Raw genomic sequence first — 17,462 nt, forward strand, 5'->3', positions numbered from 1 at the left:
AAGGCCCGATAAGCCGGATATTCCGGCGTGAACAGTCTCCTCCATTTTTGGGGGCAGAAGCGAAAGCCGCAGGCGATGACGTCGTCTCACCGCCGGTGGACACTCGACTTACTACTCGTCGTCGCGGGGGCGATCGCCGCCCTCGCGGTGGTGCTCTTAGGTATCGAGGGATCGCTCGTCCGGAGTCTGTTCGTCGTGCCCTTGATCGTCCTCTACCCCGGGTACGCGCTGTTGGCGGTGATCTTCCCGGAGAGACGGTCGGAGGTGGATTCGGACCGACTCGGGCCCGACCTCTCGCTGACCCGCCCGGCGCGACACACGGCCGGGCTCCTGTACTCGGTTCGACTGATCCTCTCGGCCACTGCGAGCCTCGCGCTCGTCGCCGGCGTCGCCCTGCTCACGAACGCGCTCGGTCGCGGGTTCGACGCCGCTGTCGTGGGGTTTGGCGTGTTCGTCCTGACGGTCGTCCTCACCGCCGTCGCCTTCGCTCGTCGCGCGTCGCTCCCCTCGGACGTCCGTGCCGGTCTCCCCGCGCTTTCGTCGGTCTTCGGAGCCGTATCCTCGTCCAGTGGCGGACAGAGCTCCTCGCTTTCGGCGGCACGGCGTTCACCGGTCCCCCTCGTGGTCAACGCGCTGGTGGTCCTGAGCCTCCTCGTGTTCCTCAGCAGCGTCGGGTTCGCGATGGTCGAGACCCAGGACCCCGACGCCGAGTTCACCGAAGCGTACCTCGTGACGGAAAACGAGACCGGATACACCGCGAGCGACTACCCGAGACAGCTCTCCCAAGGCGAGACGACGGAGTACACCCTCGCACTGGAGAGTCACGAGCAGGAGCCGACGACGTACACCGTCGTCACCGAGCTCCAGCGAACGGAGCAGACGGCGAACGGAACGCAAGTCGCGGAGGAAGAGGAACTCTCGCGGACGCGGCACACGGTCGAGGACGGAGAGACGGCGTATCTCGATCGCGAGGTGCAGCCGACGATGTCCGGAGACGGACTCAGGCTGGTCTTCCACGTCTACGAGGGCGAGGCACCCGAGAACGCTGACCGCGAGAGCGCGTACCGAACCGTCCAACTCGTCGTCTCAGTCGGCGGTGACGATCCCACGCAATTCCAGCGGCAGTCGTCGGGCGGGGGGACGGTCGCCTGATGTGGCCGTGGGAGCACCTCGTCTTCGGCTACGTGCTGTATTCGGTGCTGAACGGCCTCGTCTGGGGACGCCCCATCAACGACGGAACCGGCCTCGCTCTCGCGGTGGCGACGCAACTGCCGGACCTCGTCGACAAGCCGCTCTCGTGGACGTTCGGACTCGTCGCCACGGGGTACGGGCCGGCTCACTCCCTGCTCGTCGCCGGACCGGTCGCGCTCGGAGTTGCGGCCGTGCTGTGGACGCGCGGCAGGACGCGAGTCGCCGTCGCCGCCCTCGTGGGGTACGGGTCCCACCTGTTCGCCGACGTGCTCGCCCTCCGCGCGAACGGCCCGAACGTCGCGCGAACCCTCTGGCCGCTCATCCCCCAAGCACCGTACGAGAGCGATCTCGGGTTCTTCGAGCGGTTCACCGAGTACTTCGGAACGTTCCTCCTGCAGATGATGCACACGGAGAACGTCGGACTAGTGCTCGGATACCTCGCTATCTTCCTCGTCGTCGCGGTTCGCTGGGTTATGGACGGGATGCCGGGGATCCGGTGGGCACGGCGAAACGTGCAATTCGCCGAGTAATCAAGCCCGTCCGCTCGTTTCTCCTGTCGATGCTCCCCGAGTGAGCCGAGGTTATAATCAGCGGAAAAGCTAACTAAATTCAGAATATTCAAGCTGGAAAATACGAAAAACCCTAAAAATACTCATTAGGCGAGCGTCGGGACTGGTTCCCGATGTCTGAAGAACGCGGAGACGGAAGCGACAGGATCGTCACACGCCGAGGAGTCCTCCGGGGGCTGGGGGGAGCGCTCGCGGCCGCCTCCTTCGCAGGGACGGCCTCTGCGGACAAAGACTGGTTGAACGTCGTCGAGTACGGGGCCGACCCGACGGGCGAGGAGCCGATAAACCCCGTCTTGGAGGAGTTGCCGCGCGACGACGACACGATACTGTATTTCCCGGAAGGCCGGTATCTGATGGACGACGAGTACCGTCACGTCGGTTTCCAGGGGTTCGGTCTCAGCGGCGACGACGCGACGATCGTTCCTGACCCCGGATACGACGGTCGGTGGCTGTTCAAGCTCGGAACGTACAGCCAGCCCGGAGACGACCTCTACGTCGAGGGATTGGACTTCGATTTCACCGCCGATCACACGGGACTGCGCGCGGTACAGGCCCAGGTCAGCGACGACCTGTTGGTGCAGGACCTCGAAGTAGTCGGTCAGCACGACAGCGGGAAGTTCGGCCCGTTCCTGTTCGATATCACGGATCCTTCCGGGATCGGCTCGATCGAGAACGTCCGGATCCCGGAAGGCGGTGAGTTCTCCAAGTACACGCCGGGTGACATCGACGTCGGCCCCACTGGGATCATCGTCTCGCCCTATCACGAGGGGAAGTTGTGGGTTCGAAACTGCGAGGTGGGCGCGTGGCCGGACAACGGCCTGTACTGCTCTACGGACAGCGGCCGAGTCGTCGTGGAGGGCGGGATATTCAAAAACTGTAATATCGCGTGTATCCGCCTGTCGGGCGACTACAGTTCGATCCACGACGCGACGGTCGTCGTCGACTCCCACCGGGAAGACGATCGCAATCAGCGCGCCATCCGCCTCGACGGCGGGGCGTACAACTGGGTAGAAAACGTCGAGATCCGGCTTTCAGAGCCCAACGGACGCGCGATCAGTATCCTCAACGACGTGGAGTGGGCCCGGATTCAGGATACCGACATCGTCGTCGACGGAGACGTGCCCACGAAGGCGGTCTCCGTCTCACCGGAGTCGGGGAAGGTCGACCTGATAAACTCCGAGATCGAGTTCAACACGCCCGGGTGTGCGTTCCACGTCGAAGGCCCAGGCAGCCCGGACGCAGACCGAGTGTACGTCCTGAAATCGAGTATCACCGGCGGCGGTGACGGCACTCACGGTCGCCACGCGGTACGGATCGAACGGGGTAACGGCACGTTCGATCGGTTCGACGTCGAACAGACGGGTACCGATTACCGGCGCGCGGTCAAGGTCCTCGGTGACGGCTGTCGGTTCACCTGGGGCCACTACGACGCGACTCACATCCCGATCGTCAACGAGAGCGACGGGACGACGTTCCACGGCATCACCACCCGATCGCTCGACGGCTACGAGGGGATGAAGATCCTCGACGGGTCCACTGACGTGACGATCTCGGAGTCGGCGATCTACAACGACGTCTGGGAGTACGGTGACGTCGACGTGACGTACAGCGACAACTCGTTCCTCTAGCCGTGGTGTCTGGTCCCCGCGAGTTCGCCTCCTTGGAGACCAATCTGGACGCGCAGGGCGTGTCTCGGTCGGATCTCGGCCGCTCTCACGGAGACAACGTGGACTCGATGAGCCTGCTGATGGAACGGCGGATGCGCTGTGACACTCCGGATTTCGAGATCCCGAGTCGGGCAGCGAGTTCCTCCTGTGACGTTTTGCGCGGCACGTCGAAGTAACCGCTCTTGTGGGCGATCAGCAGTGCTTCGTGCTGCGCCGGGAGCAGCCCCGTCTCGGACCCGGCGTCGGTCTCACGAGCGACGTGCAGGCGCTTTACGCGGAAGGTGATGTCGTGATCGTGGTAGTGTGATTGCACCCGGTGCAGCGTCGAGTGGGCGGGAAGTTGCATCTGAACGCGCCACGACCCGTCTCGGTGGCGAACGGAGATGACGCGGACGCCCATCTCGGTCGACGACTGTGGGATCAGTTGTACGCCGTTTCGAAAGAGCACTCTGAACCGCCTCTCTTCGCCGATCTCCCCGAGGAACTCCGCGTCTTCGACGGTCGAGTCCGATTGCAGCGACTCCAACAGCGACTCGGTCGTTCCTCCGTCGACGACGACGAACGCACAGTCCCAGCCCAGCCCGTCGGTCGGTTGGAACTCCAACTCCACCGCGTACGGCGTGTCGGCAGTGAACGTCGAGAGTATCAACCGCGGGTCGTCGAGACTGAGTTCGAGATAGATCGGCCGCGAGTCCTCATCACGTCCTACCGGCATTACTACTGGACAATCCCCGGGGGGCACCGGTTATTATTCGGATGATAAGCCGCGGAAACTACTTCAGAAGCAGAACCGCTGGTTGTGAGACGGACCCGCTCCCGTTGCTACGAGACACATAATAACGACCCCCGGAGCCCGACTCAGCGGTACCGAATCCCAATTCTATGTACAAGGAGAACTCTATCGCCGTCGTCGTGCCTGCCTACAACGAGGAAGGGTACGTCGGGGACGTCATCGACACGATCCCGTCGTTCGTCGACGTGGCGTACGTCGTCGACGACGGATCGACAGACGACACGTGGGAGGAGATCGTGACGCACGCGGAGGCGGTCAACGCCGAACGAACGCCCGAAGCGGATGGGTACGACGACCTCGTCGTCCCGATCCAACACGACGAGAACCGCGGCGTCGGCGGCGCACTCAAGACTGGATACCTCCGCGCACTCGAGGACGAAGTCGACATCACGGCCGTTCTCGGCGGCGACGGTCAGATGAACCCGGCCGAGCTCGCGAAGTACCTCGACCCCATCGCCGAGGGTGACGCCGACTACGCGAAGGGGAACCGGTTCATGAAGCGCGAGGACCTCGAAGCGATGCCGGGGTTCCGCCTCGTCGGCAACTCGGTTCTCTCGTATCTGACGAAGTTCGCGAGCGGATACTGGCAGACGATGGACCCGCAGAACGGCTACACCGCCATCTCCTACGAAGCGCTGGCGTCGGCCGACATCGAAAATATGTACGAGTACTACGGGTACTGCAACGACCTCCTCGTCAAACTCAACGTCGAGAACCTTCGCGTCGCCGACGTCGCGTGCTCCGCGGAGTATCTCTACGACGACGAGTGGAAGAGCCACATCGACTACGGGGAGTACGTCCCTCGCGTTTCGGGTATGCTGCTGCGGAACTACTTCTGGCGGCTGAAACAGAAGTACCTGCTGCGGGACTTCCACCCGCTGGCCGCATTTTACGTCCTCGGTACAGTCGTCTCGATGGTCGCCTCCGCTGGGCTCGTCGGGTCCGGGGTGATGCACGACGGTGACGGGCCCTCGGGGCTCGGGAGCTGGGCGATCGGCCTACTCCTCGGAACGGCCTTCCTCCTCGTCGGCGTCGTGCTCGATCGCGACGACAACGCCCCCCTCGAACTGCAGGTCTACGACGACACCTACGACACAGATGTGCCAATCGAGGCGAGTGAATAGACCCGAGTTAACACCTCACACATCAGTTTCCGGGACATATATAAAAAGCACACATATGAAGGGAGAGACGGTAGTCGGTCTACCGAGTCTTCTCTCGTATGAAAGAGGCGACCCGTGAAACTCACTCCTCGGAGAACTGCGAACCGGACACTTGCGATGGCTCAACACTTAGCAGACGATCCTACCTCCTCGGGGCGGCCGGAGCGCTCGCGGTGGGTGGGTACGTGTCTGCGACCGCTCCCACTGCCCAAGCGGACACGATAACGGTCGACGTACCGCAGGCGTACCTCGACCGATTCGACTCGGTCCTCAACGTCGTCGATCTGGGGGCCGATCCGACGGGGAACGATCCGATCGACGGCGTCCTCTCGGAGAACGTAGGCGACGATACGCTCCTCGTCTTCCCGGAAGGCCGGTACCTGATGAACCGCCAACTCCGAAAGACGGGGTTCGACAACCTCGGGTTCTACGGCCCGAACGCGACGATCGCACACGGGAAAATCGACGCGATCGACGGAAACGTCGTCACCGAAGGCGACTTCGACGGTCCGGCGCGGTTCTTCCGACTCGGCGTCATCTACGCCCCCGGACGCGACCTCCTCTTCGAGGGGTTCACCTTCGATTTCACCGAGGCGCAGACGGGGATCCGTGCCGTCGAGGCGTACGTCACCGACGGACTCGAAGTCCGCGACGTCACCATCGACGGACAACACGACACGGGGACGTTCGGTCCGGCGCTCTTCGGCGTGATGAACGCGAACGGAACCGGGACCGTCGAGCGGTTCAGCGCGCCGGACGGCGCTGAGTTCAGCGAGAACACGATCGGAGACATCTCGCTCGGCCCGACGGGGATGCTCATCGACCCCAACAGCGCGGGGACGCTCCGGATCGTCGACTGCGAACTCGGTCGATTCCCCGACAACGGGCTGTACGTTTCGGGCGCGAAAGGCGTCGTCCACGTCGAGGGCGGAACCTACAGGAACAGCACCGTCTCCTCGATCCGTCTCAAGGGCCACGGGAGCAGTATCCGCGACGCCACAGTCGTCATCGACGACCTGGTCCCTGGGATCAGCCAACGCGGTATCCGACTCGACGACGGCGCGGGGCTCACCGTCGAGAACACGACAGTCGAGGTGACCGGACCGGCAGAGAACGCCATCCGGGTGCTCAACGACGTGGAGACGGCGACGGTCCAGAACTGCACGATCGTCCTGAACGACGACGGCGACGGGTGCGCTCGCGGCATCCAGACCACGCCCGATGCCGGCAGCCTCGAAATCCTCGACTCCACCATCGAGATCGGGGGATCGAACTTCGCGATCTACCTGCAGGGCCGAAACGCCCCCGAGGACTCGATGGTGCTCGTCGAGGGAGTGTCGATTTCCGGGAACGCACCCGGCGATGGGCAGCGTGAGGCCATTCGGATCGAACGGTCGAACGCTCGGTTCGAGAACCTGACCGTCGACCAGCCCGGGTCACACTACCGGCGCTGTGCGGAGATTCTGGCCGACGACACCCTGTTCGTCGGCGGGAGCTACTCCTCTACCCACCACCCGTTCATCAACAAGGGCAACCGAACCCGCTTCGACGAGATAACCGCACGGTCGTACAGCGAACGGCAAGCGATGAAACTGTACGAGTCCGGCACCGACGTCGTCGTCACCGATTCCGTGCTCTACGGTGGATACATCGACCGTGGCGCGAAAGGGTTCGTCATCGAGAACTCGGAACTGCCTCCCGCCTGAGAGGGCTTCGACCTTACCCTCCCGATAATCATAGTCTCGGGGCGGCAACGACGGGTACGGATGAACCAGAAACGCCTGGCCGATATGGACCTGCTCGTCGTCTCACACGGCTACAAACACTTCGTGAAGTCACAGGTGGACGTCCTCGCGGAGTACGTGAACTCCGTCACCGTCTGCGTCAGGTACAATTGGTTCGCAGACGTCGCGTCACGGCTCCCGATCGACGCCGGTGCGGGGTTCGGCAAAGACGCGAAGATCGCCCGCAAGAACGTTCCGGACAACGTCGATGTCATCGAAGTACCGCTCGCGTACCTCCCAGTCGATCTCCACCGCGATCACCTGCTCGGTCAACAGCACGCCCGGAAGGTCCGGAAGAAGCTCGAAGAACACCCCGTCTCTTTCGATCTGATACACTGTCACATCACGTGGACGTCGGGGTACGTCGGCGCACGCCTCAAGCAGGAACTCGACATTCCGTACGTTCTCACCGTCCACGCGAACCGGAACTGGTTCGAGCAGCAACTCGAATCCGACAACGACCGACTGAAGACCGCGTGGGAGGACGCCGATCGGCTCATCCGCGTCAACCGGAGCGACCGCTCGAAGCTGGAGGCGTACAACGACGACGTGGTATACGTCCCGAACGGATACGACACCGATACCTTCGAGCGGATCTCTACGGCCGTGGCCCGGGAGCGCCTCGGCATCGATCAGGAACCACCGGTGGTGTTCGCGCTCGGGACCCTGAAGCCTCGGAAGGGGTTCCAACACCTGATGCGCGCGATGACGCGAGTCCACGAGTCCAAACCGAACGCGAGGCTCGTCATCGGCGGTCAGGGGGGGATGCGCGGAGAGCTCGAGACGCTCGCCGCGGAGCTCGGCATCGAGGACCGTACCTCTCTCCTGGGCTACCTCGAACCGGACGTGCTGAACGACTGGATGAACGCCACAGACGTGTTCGTCCTCCCGAGTTACAGCGAGAGCTTCGGCGTCGTCCAACTGGAGGCGATGGCCTGCGGAACGCCCGTCGTCGCCACCGAGAACGGCGGCAGCGAGGAAGTCGTCACGAGCGACGAGTACGGCCTCCTCGTCGAGGGACCGGAGGCGCACGACGAACTCGCGGGGGCGATCGAAACCGCCCTCGACCGCGAGTGGGACGAGGACGCCATCGAGTCCTACGCGAACGAGTACACGTGGGAGACCGTCTGCGAACAGATCGCCGACCTGTACGTCGACGTCCTCGACGAACATCGAAGCGCGCCTGTCGCCCCGACGCCCTGAGAGGCGGACTCAGGAAACCCGTTTCAGAGGGCTTTCTTTTCTCCATCGCACGGATCGCGCCCCGTTCCGGCGCAGGCCGGTTCATCCGTTCGCTCCACGTCGCCGATAGCGATGTTACACGTAGTCGACCGAAATCAGTATCCGCTACCGTAGATTCCGTCCGGCCAAGATCGCAACCGACCCCAAGAGCGCAGAGTGGTACATCAGTGTTCCTTCGATCTCTGTCCACCAAGAGCCGATCGACGAGAGCGGCTGTATCATCAGGAGCGACCCGTCCGACGTCTCTGTGGTCGTGCTCTCCGTGGTAGTGGTGGTCGAGGAGTCGGTCGTGGTTGCCGTCGACGTGTCGTCTCCGGTAGTCTCGTTCGACGACGTCGTCGTCGCAGTATCCGTGGTGGATGACTCCGTGGTCGTTTCGGTAGTCGTCGTGGACGATTCAGTCGTCGTGGTGTCCGTGGTGGACGACTCCGTGGTCGTTGCGGTAGTGGTCGCGGATGATTCCGTGGTGGTTGCGGTTGTCGTCGTTGACGACTCAGTGGTGCTCGCGGCATCCGTCGTGGACGACTCGGTAGTCGTCGCGGTCTCTGTGGTCGGCGAATTCGTCGTGTCCGTCGACGTCTGCGTCGTCGTGATCTCCGACGCCGTGGAAGTTTCGGTCGTCGTCGTCTCCGACGTTGTGGCCGTTTCAGTTGTCGTTCCGTCGTCGCCGCCGCCGCCACCGAAGAACCCGCCGTCGTCGTCCGATTCAGTCGTCTCCGTCGGCGTGGTCGTCTCCGTCGGACTCTCCGTCTCTGTCTGCGTCGACGTGTCTGGAGTTTCCGTCCCGGTGGCCGTCGAAGTCTCCGATTCGGTCGTCGTCGGCATCGGGGTGTCCGTGATCGGCGTCGTGGCGTTCACCTCCGGGACCGGCGAGTCACCATCGACCGAGGGTCCGACGCCGACGTCGGGTGCCCCCACGGCGAGTACGACGCCGGACAGCGAGAGGAGCACGCCGATCACGAGGAGGCCGCGCTGGAACGTGTCCTTGTGACGGTCGGCCCACGACTCGTTCCCCCACGACGGCCCGTCACCACCGAGTCCGGTACGGCGGGAGTGGATGGCGCTGGCGCGCGCTCCGATCGGGCCCGGGAGCGACGACAGCACGTCGAGCGCCTCGTCGACGTCGACCGCGCCGGTCAGGAACGCCACCGTGACGAAGACGACGAACCCGACCGGCGGGACGACCGCCAGCGCGAGGAGGCGTTGCCCGATCGCCATCGAGACCAGTACGATCGGGACGCCCGCGATCAGCCCAGTCCCGAGCACGCGGCCGATCCGCGCGTCGGCGAACGGCTTGAATCCGAGATAGCGCGCGCTGAACAGGTTGAATATCGGGAGCGAGGAGTACCCCGTCGTCGTCGCGATCGCCGCCCCCGTGATCCCGTATCTGGGGATGAGAACCGCGTTCAATACGAGGTTGAGAAGCGCCGCAGCGCCCGTCGCCGCGATGAGCGGTTTCATGTCCGCCTTCGCGTGACTGATCGCGAGGATCGGTCTGACGACGGCGAATCCGATCGTTCCGGGGAGGAGAACGAGGAGTGGCAGAACGACCGGCATCGACCCCTCGCCGAGATAGAGCGGGACGAAGTCCTTCGCCAGCGTCCCGAGGCCGATCGACAGCAGGAGTACGACCAACATCCCGTAGCGCGTCACCCGCGAGGCGATCTCGGTTATCTGCGCGGTTCTGCCGGCCGCCCACAGGTCGGAGACGGACTGGATGAGCATCGACTGGATCGACCGCGGGATGACCCAGAGGAACTGGCTGATGACCAGCGCGGACTTGTAGTAGCCGACCTGCGTCTCCGTGACGTGGGAGGCGAGCATCAGCACGTCGACGTGGTACATCGACGTGAGAAACAGCATATACACGACAGAGAGGTGATTGAAGCTGAACAGCTCCCGGGTCGGGAACCGGTCCGGTGTCCGACTGAAGATGCCGCGTAGCGAAACGTTCGTCCGGAGCCACCACAGCGCGAGCAGCGCGACGAGGCTGTTGACGACGACGAGTCCGACCATCAGTCCGCCGATCTCGAACCCGAGGTACGCGATACCGATGAGAACGAGTCGGGAGCCGACTTTGTTCAGGACTCGGAGTGGTTCCGAACGGTGCTCCTGCTTGAGCCCCATCAGCGCGCGTCGTGAGTACTCGCGGAACTGCGTCGCGATGGTCAGTCCGGCCAGCCCGTAGAAACCGACGACGTACTCGGGGCCCAAGTACCTCGTCACGATCCCGAACCGCGCCGCGGCGGCGAACGCGACCGCGGTCAACACCGCGAGGACGGTTCCCAAGCGGAAGTAGTACCCGAAGACGTGGGTCTCCCAGTTCCGGTGCGATCGGTCCTCGGAGAGATACTTGCGAGCGCCGCTGTTGATCCCCGAACTCATCAGGATCGTCGAGATGCCGAAGACCGCCGTGAGCGTGCTGTACCGTCCGTACAGCTCGAATCCGAGGGTCGTGATGAGAATCGGCGTCAGTACCACCGAGGACAGCACGATGAAGATGCGTCCTCCCACGATCGAGAGGAACGCAGTGACCATATTCCGCCTCATAGTCGCTCCGTCGGGCCTCCCGCCGCGGCTGCACTCGTCGGTCGGAACCGCCGATATCGATGGCGTATCGAGTCCTGATCGCGTGCTGTCCGGTTGCGTACGTGCATAAATCCGAGGTAGCGGGGGATCAGTCCGAGGATCCGATCTCGATGGCGACGGAATCGCCGTTCTTCAGATAGTACTCCGTCGGGTCGACGGGTTCGCCGTTGACCGTCACCGTGGCGGTCCCGTTCTCACCGTCGTAGGGGTACCTCGTCCCGTTGTAGACGACGGCCTCGTCGGTCACGTTGATGCCCTCCAGCGTCGACAGCCCGTAGGCGAGCGTGACGTGTGCCGAGTGAGCGTGCCACGGCTCGGCGTGGCCGCCCTCGAAGTGGAAGTGATCGTTGTGTCCGGCCTGCTGGTATCGTTCCCGGCTGAAGTCGAGTTCCTGCCCGTCGACGACGAAGTCGATCGTTCCGTGGACGTGGAGTTGCTCCGGCGGGATGTACTCGCCGGGCGTGGCGACGTCCGAATCGTCAGTCACGACTAGGACCCAGACTTCGTCGTCAGATTCGAGCACGTACTCCTCGGGATCGACCTCGTGGCTCCCGACGCGGTAACTGATCTCCGTCCCGTCGGCCGACTCGTCGTAGGACTCCCCGTCGTAGGAGAGCGACGACTCCTCCGCCTCGACTCCCGCCGCCGAGAGGACGTTCGCGAGCGTCACGCTCTCGTTCGTGGCCCACGTATCGACGTCGTGCATTCGAACGGGAGCGTCGTCGCCGAGACTCCGTTCGAGGTCGACGCGGTCGCCGGCGATCATCACGGCCATCTCCCCGCTGTACTCGGCGTCGATCTCCACGCTAGCGGCTTCGGTCGACGCGTTCGACTCCGTGTGTGAGTGGGAGTGTCCGTCCTCCGTGGCCGACTCCGCAGTCGTCGTTTCGTTGCTCTCGACGGCGGCGGTCGTGCCGGTCCCGTCGTCGACGGTCGGTCCGCCCTCGTCGGCACCACTCAGTGACGAACAGCCCGCTGTCGTCATCAGGAGGCCGACGAGAAGCGCGATGCTCACGCGTTTCACCGTGGTCGATTTGCGTTCCATTTCGGTCTCGACCGCTACGTCACACGCTCCCCTCGTTATTATCGAGTACGTAGCCGGCGCTTATCGTCCGGATAATAAGGAGCGAAGACGCGCGATGGCCAACAAACGTGATACCAATCCACACTCACGGAGGGCGGTTCGAATGAACCGAGATCGAGTGCTCACGCTCGCGCTGGCTCTCGTCTGCCTACTCGCCGTCGGGTCGGCGGCAGGGTCCCTCGAGTCTGCGGTGGATTCCACACCGAGCGAGGCGGTCGACCTCGATTACGCCTCGCTCCCGATGAGCGGGGAGGAGGCCGGCGAGGTCCAGCAGACGTATCGGTCGCTCGCCGGAGATTCGGGCTCGTCCGCAGACGCGGCGGGATCAGACACCGTGCGCGCGCGTCAGAGACAGGCGTCGACCGAGTCACCGGCCGCCGGCGAGTCCGCAGCCGAGTCGAAGGCGTCGACGCTTCGGACTTCCGCGCTGACGCGCCTCTTCGAGTACCTCCGGTCGTTGCTGAGCCGGCTTCTCGTGGTCTTCGGCGCGTTCGTCGCACTCGCCGGCGCCGTGCTGGCCGCTCGCTACGGTCCACGGTTGTTTGACCGCTTCCGTCAGCGGTCCGACGTCGACGACCGTAGCCCTCCGTCCGACGCCGAGATTCGGACCACAGATAGTGATGGTCGAACGCCACGGCCACAAAACGAGGTCACCGAAGCGTGGCACGAGATGGTCCGCCGACTGAAACTCGAAGATCGCGAACCGCTGACGCCCCGCGAGCGGGCCGCCCTCGCCCGCCGGGAAGGGGCCGACGCAACCACCGTCTGGTCGCTGACGGAGCTGTTCGAGGAGGTCAGGTACGGCGACGCGCCGGTCACCGAGGAGCGACGGCGACGTGCGCGGAAGTACCTCGATCAGCTTCGTCGAAGCGAGCAGCGAGAGGATCGATGAACACTCGGCAGACGCTCCTCGGTGGCGTCGGCGTGCTCTGTCTCGCCCTCGGTGCCAGTGTCCGAGACGTCTCCGTATCAGCCGCTCCCGTCGAATCGGGCGGAGACTACTTGCTGATCGCGCTCCTCGCCGGGACCGCGCTGCTGGCTGCGATCGCGGTCCTCGCCTCCGGCAGAACCCGAAACCTCCGACAGACGGAGACGCCCGACCCGGAGACGCCGGTCCAGTATCCGCACCCCGGCCGCGAGTTCGACGAGTCGGTCCGGCGCTGGGGCTTTCGGACACCCGTCGGCAGTGCCGACGCCACCGACGTGATCGAGGACCGACTTCGCACGGCCGCCGTCAAGGCGACGATGCACGCGGAAAACTGCGGGCGGACCCGCGCACGGCGCGCCGTAGAACGCGGCGAGTGGACCGACGACGGCGTCGCTGCGGCCTTCCTCGACCCATCACGTGGGCGGACCGTCACTGCTGTTCTCGCCGCTCTCGTGCGGTTCCAACTACCGGCCGAATTCCGCGCGCGTCGGACCGCAGACGCGGTATACGATCTCGCCCGGAGTGATACCCAGTGACGATCCCGACGCGGACCAACCGGTGGCGAGGGATCGTCGCGGTCTCGCTCGCCGTCGCCGCGGCAGGTCTGTTGGCCGAGCAACGGGCGGTGTTCCTGCTCTCGACGGTAGGTGTCGTCTTCGCCGCCTACAGCCGAACGGCGTCGGTGCCGACGCCTGCGCTCGGGATCGAACGCCGGGTGGACGCGCCGTCGCCCGCCGAGGGCGACGAGGTCGAAGTGACCGTAGCGATCACCAACGAGGGATCCTCGCTGCTTTTCGACTGCCGCGTCGTCGACGGCGTCCCACCGGCGCTCTCGGTCGTCGAGAGATCCCCGAGGCGGGGAATGGTTCTCCCGCCCGGGGCGACCCGGACCTTCTCCTACGTCGTCGAGGCGGAACGCGGCTATCACCCCTTCGGAGCGGCGACAGCCATCGTTAGAGACCCGAGTGGGACCGAAGAAGTCGAGGTCGCGCTGCGGACCGACAGCGCCACCGTCCTCGATTGCACGAGCGCCCTTCCGGAGCCGCCCCACCGCGGTCAGGCGCTCGATGTCGCGGGTACCGCCGTTTCCGACGGAACGGGGTCAGGAATCGAGTTTCAACAGACGAGGGCCTACCGGCGTGGCGACCCTCCGAGTCGAATCGACTGGAAGCGGTACGCGTCGACCGGGAGGCTGACGACCGTCGAGTTCCGCTCGGAGCGGGCGCTCTCTGCGGTGGTTCTCGTCGACGCCCGTGAGACGTCCCGGCGAAGCTCCCCGTCCGGAGCGAACGCCGTCGACGCGAGCATCTCCGCGGCGGCGCAGTTGGTTTCCTCGTTCTCGAACCGGTGTCGCGTCGGCCTCGCGGCCATCTCGGCGGAGCCGTTCTTCGCTGCGCCGGCCAGCGGGGGAGATCACCGCCAGAAGTTACGACACCGCCTGGCGACGCATCTGTCGTTCTCCGAGCGGGGAACCGGCGACGAAGAGCCGATCGACGCGCAAGTGCAGTCGCTGCTGGTTCGGCTCGCCGAACGGACGCAGATCGTCTTCGTCTCGCCGCTCTGCGACGGCGGTGCAGTCGACGCGGTGAACCGATTCGAGAGTCGCAACCACCCGGTGACGGTCGTGTCACCCGACGTGACGACCGACGGGACCGCGGGAGAGCGGTTGGCGACCGTCGAACGAACGAACCGGATTCGATCGCTCCGGCGGGCCGACGTGCCGGTCGTCGACTGGACGCCGGAAACTCCGCTGCGGCTCGCGGTCGAGCGACAACTGAACGATCGACTATGAGCGCACCGCTCGACAGACGCCCCGCCCGACTCAGTTCGTTCCTCTCGCTCGGCATCGCCGCGACCGTCGTCTCGGTCCTCGAACCCGACTCGTCGATGGGAGTCCTCGCGGTGGTCCTCGGCCTCGTCGTCGCGAGAGCGGGAGCCCACCGGTTCCGCTCTGACGGCCGCCTCCACGGGTCCGCGGCTCTGTCGGTCGGGGGTGGTGTCGGACTGGCCGGAATCGCTCTCGCGACGTCGAGCACGACGGATCTGGCGGGGCTGATCGAAGTGGGTCTGGGCGTCGCCGGGATCGGCTGTCTCGGCCTCGCGACGCTCCCGATGCGAGCGGTCGGCTCCCGGCTCTTTCTCAAGGCCGGATCGGCGTCGGTCCTCTTCGCGGTTCTGGCGGGGGCGCTGTTCGGATCGGTCAGCGGTGCGGTCGCACTCGCCGCGTGTGCGGGGGTCGTCGCCGCGTGGGACGCCGCCGAGAACGCCGTTACCGTCGGGGAACAACTCGGCGACGAGGCGCGGACGTGGACCATCGAGGTCACACATCTCGCCGGGACGGGTCTCGTCGGCGCGGTCTCGGTGGGGACCGGACTGGTCGTCAAAGGCGTCGGCGTCGACGGACTGTCACTTCACTCGCTCGCGCTCGTGCTCGTCGGAGTGGTCGCGCTCACGCTCGCCCTCCACGACTGACGGTCGGCACGGAAACCTCCGCGAGCACGTCGTCGACGATCTGCTCTCGGGTCACGTTTTCGACCTTCGCCTCCGCCGTCGGAACGAGTCGGTGAGCGAGCGTCTCGTGGGCGATCGCTTTCACGTCGTCGGGGACGACGAAGCTCCGCCCGTAGATCGCGGCCGTCGCGCGAACGGCCTCGAAGAGCCGCTGGCAACCGCGAGGGGAGACGCCGACGGCGGTGCGGGAGTCCGAGCGAGTCGCGTGGACGAGGTCGACGATGTACTCCTTGATGCCGTCTTCGACGTAGACGGTCTCGGTGGCCTGCTGCATCTCGCTCAAGACGTCCGCGGAGAGGACGCGCGAAACGGACGGAGTGGACGTGTCGCGCGCGTCCCGACGGTCGAGAAGCTCCCGTTCGGCCGCTTTATCGGGGTAGCCGAGGCTATCTTTGATGAGAAACCGGTCCTTCTGCGCCTCCGGTAGCGAGAAGGTGCCCTCTCCCCGCTCGACTGGGTTCTGCGTGGCGATGACGAAGAACGGCGTCGGGAGCGGGTGCGTCTCGCCGTCGACGGTCACCTGTCGCTCGGCCATCGCTTCGAGGAGGGCCGCCTGCGTCTTCGGCGAGGCCCGGTTGATCTCGTCGGCGAGGACCACGTTGGCGAACAGCGGTCCCTCGTTGAACTCGAAGGACCCTCGCGCTCGTCGAAGACGTACGTCCCCGTCACGTCGGACGGGAGGAGGTCCGGCGTGAATTGGACCCGAGAGAACGACAGCCCGAGTGCGGTGGCGAAACTCCGCGCCGTCAGGGTCTTTCCGGTCCCGGGGACGTCCTCCAAGAGGACGTGTCCTCCGGCGAGCACGCCGGTGAGAACGCGTCGCAGCACGGCCCTGTCAGCGACGACTGACCGGGACACCTCGTCGAGGACGCGCGCGCCTCGCTCGTCAACCTGGTCGAGGTCCATACGCCACCCTCGAAGTATCCGCCCATTATTATCCAACTGATAAGCCGAAACGGACCGCTCCGTTACCTGCCCGGTAATAAAGGGATGCCGGGCAGGACTGTCGGTCGATACTCGATGCCTACAGTGAGCGTCATCATACCCACGTACAACCGCGCGGCCGACCTCCCGCGCGCCATCGACAGCGCGCTCGGCCAGACGCTCTCGGATCTGGAAGTGATCGTCGTCGACGACGCTTCGACCGACGACACCGAGTCCGTCGTCACCTCCTACGACGACTCCCGCGTGAGCTACCTCGCTCACGAGACGAACCGCGGGGGGAGTGCCGCCCGAAACACGGGCATCGACGCCGCCACCGGCGAGTACATCGCACTCCTCGACTCCGACGACGAGTGGGCCCGAGAGAAACTCGAACGACAGGTACGGACGTTAGAGCAGCGTTCCGACGAGTGGATCGCCGCCTATTGCGGGACGACGCTCATCGACGACGGCGCGGAGAACTCTCTCTGGGAGCGGTGTAAATCGCTCGTCGGCGGACACTCCTCTCGGGAGGGCGCAGAGGGGGGCGAAGAACTCGTCAAGGAGATCTTCTTGGAGAACGTCCACACCAGCGCCGGATCGACGCTCGTCGTCGAGGCCGACGTCGTCGACCGGATCGGCGGATTCGACGAGTCGTTCGATCGGTACCAGGACACCGAGTTCCTCATCCGCGTGCTCAAGGAAGGGAAACTCGCCTACGTGGACGAACCACTGTTGCGTCGATACCCCTCCGGCGGTCCGGACGCGGACGCGGTTCGCCGCGCGAACGCGCACTTCCTCAAAACGTTCGCGGAGGACGTGGTCGAACTCGAAACGCGCGGCTACAACGTGACCGGGGTTCAGAAACACGCGGTCGCGTCGACGTATCTCCGCGAAGGTCGGTTCCGAACCGCGCTGACGTACTTCAGCGCCGGCGCGACGCTCTCCCCCTCGCAGCTACCGGGGCTGGCCTTCAATGCGCTTCGAGGCGTCCGTGCCGGCGCTAGGAGCGATTCCTGA

The 17,462-nt window shown here is 65.0% G+C and carries 14 protein-coding genes and 1 pseudogene; 11 read left to right on the forward strand and 4 right to left on the reverse strand.

What is annotated here, in order from left to right; all coding sequences use genetic code 11:
- Positions 1 to 75: 75 nt before the first annotated feature.
- From ACP99_RS06740 to ACP99_RS06750, 3 genes are all read left to right on the forward strand, one after another.
- A complete protein-coding gene (locus ACP99_RS06740) occupies positions 76 to 1,152 on the forward strand; it encodes a DUF1616 domain-containing protein (RefSeq protein ID WP_049985868.1) in 1,077 nt (358 codons plus the stop codon).
- The gene (locus tag ACP99_RS06745) at positions 1,152 to 1,721 is read left to right on the forward strand and encodes a metal-dependent hydrolase (protein WP_049985869.1); all 570 of its coding nucleotides are present in this window, start codon (positions 1,152 to 1,154) and stop codon (positions 1,719 to 1,721) included. The genes ACP99_RS06740 and ACP99_RS06745 overlap by 1 nt, the downstream gene beginning before the upstream one ends.
- A gap of 152 nt (positions 1,722 to 1,873) precedes the next feature.
- Positions 1,874 to 3,388, forward strand: coding sequence for a hypothetical protein (locus tag ACP99_RS06750; protein WP_081927216.1), 1,515 nt, complete (start codon positions 1,874 to 1,876; stop codon positions 3,386 to 3,388).
- 85 nt (positions 3,389 to 3,473) lie between these two features.
- On the opposite strand, the gene ACP99_RS06755 is transcribed toward ACP99_RS06750, so the two are convergent.
- On the reverse strand, positions 3,474 to 4,142 hold the full coding sequence (locus ACP99_RS06755) for a helix-turn-helix domain-containing protein (protein WP_049985870.1): 669 nt from the start codon (positions 4,140 to 4,142) through the stop codon (positions 3,474 to 3,476).
- A 167-nt stretch (positions 4,143 to 4,309) separates the two neighbouring features.
- Between ACP99_RS06755 and ACP99_RS06760 the strand changes: the two genes are divergently transcribed.
- The 3 genes from ACP99_RS06760 to ACP99_RS06770 all read left to right on the forward strand — a co-directional run bounded on the left by ACP99_RS06760 (position 4,310) and on the right by ACP99_RS06770 (position 8,370).
- Positions 4,310 to 5,344: a glycosyltransferase family 2 protein gene (locus ACP99_RS06760; protein ID WP_049985871.1), complete on the forward strand. Its 1,035-nt coding sequence runs from the start codon at positions 4,310 to 4,312 to the stop codon at positions 5,342 to 5,344.
- 98 nt (positions 5,345 to 5,442) lie between these two features.
- Positions 5,443 to 7,089, forward strand: a complete 1,647-nt coding sequence (locus ACP99_RS06765) for a right-handed parallel beta-helix repeat-containing protein (protein WP_049985872.1) — start codon at positions 5,443 to 5,445, stop codon at positions 7,087 to 7,089.
- Between the two features lie 60 nt (positions 7,090 to 7,149).
- On the forward strand, positions 7,150 to 8,370 hold the full coding sequence (locus tag ACP99_RS06770; RefSeq protein ID WP_049985873.1) for a glycosyltransferase: 1,221 nt from the start codon (positions 7,150 to 7,152) through the stop codon (positions 8,368 to 8,370).
- Between the two features lie 144 nt (positions 8,371 to 8,514).
- Here ACP99_RS06770 and ACP99_RS06775 read toward each other — a convergent pair whose 3' ends face one another.
- Positions 8,515 to 10,947, reverse strand: a complete 2,433-nt coding sequence (locus ACP99_RS06775) for a lipopolysaccharide biosynthesis protein (protein ID WP_049985874.1) — start codon at positions 10,945 to 10,947, stop codon at positions 8,515 to 8,517.
- A 139-nt stretch (positions 10,948 to 11,086) separates the two neighbouring features.
- Positions 11,087 to 12,043 carry a hypothetical protein gene (locus ACP99_RS06780; RefSeq protein ID WP_049985875.1) on the reverse strand — a complete coding sequence of 319 codons (957 nt, stop codon included), beginning with the start codon at positions 12,041 to 12,043 and terminating at the stop codon, positions 11,087 to 11,089.
- 142 nt (positions 12,044 to 12,185) lie between these two features.
- Here ACP99_RS06780 and ACP99_RS06785 point away from each other — a divergent pair, with 142 nt between their 5' ends.
- From ACP99_RS06785 to ACP99_RS06800, 4 genes are read left to right on the forward strand one after another with little or no spacing between them, the layout of a single operon-like run.
- Complete coding sequence (locus tag ACP99_RS06785; RefSeq protein WP_081927218.1) at positions 12,186 to 12,974, forward strand: DUF4129 domain-containing protein; 789 nt, start codon at positions 12,186 to 12,188, stop codon at positions 12,972 to 12,974.
- Positions 12,971 to 13,546 (forward strand): DUF7269 family protein, encoded by a 576-nt coding sequence (locus ACP99_RS06790; RefSeq protein WP_049985877.1) that lies wholly within the window; start codon positions 12,971 to 12,973, stop codon positions 13,544 to 13,546. The genes ACP99_RS06785 and ACP99_RS06790 overlap by 4 nt, the downstream gene beginning before the upstream one ends.
- A complete protein-coding gene (locus tag ACP99_RS06795) occupies positions 13,543 to 14,802 on the forward strand; it encodes a DUF58 domain-containing protein (protein WP_049985878.1) in 1,260 nt (419 codons plus the stop codon). The genes ACP99_RS06790 and ACP99_RS06795 overlap by 4 nt, the downstream gene beginning before the upstream one ends.
- A complete protein-coding gene (locus tag ACP99_RS06800; protein WP_049985879.1) occupies positions 14,799 to 15,482 on the forward strand; it encodes a DUF7519 family protein in 684 nt (227 codons plus the stop codon). The genes ACP99_RS06795 and ACP99_RS06800 overlap by 4 nt, the downstream gene beginning before the upstream one ends.
- Here ACP99_RS06800 and ACP99_RS06805 read toward each other — a convergent pair.
- A pseudogene (locus tag ACP99_RS06805) lies at positions 15,460 to 16,427 on the reverse strand (AAA family ATPase). The gene ACP99_RS06800 and the pseudogene ACP99_RS06805 overlap by 23 nt on opposite strands.
- 114 nt (positions 16,428 to 16,541) lie before the next feature.
- Between ACP99_RS06805 and ACP99_RS06810 the strand changes: the two are divergent.
- Positions 16,542 to 17,462, forward strand: coding sequence for a glycosyltransferase family 2 protein (locus ACP99_RS06810; RefSeq protein WP_049985880.1), 921 nt, complete (start codon positions 16,542 to 16,544; stop codon positions 17,460 to 17,462).

Source organism: Halobellus rufus (assembly GCF_000739575.1).
GTDB lineage: Archaea > Halobacteriota > Halobacteria > Halobacteriales > Haloferacaceae > Haloquadratum > Haloquadratum rufum.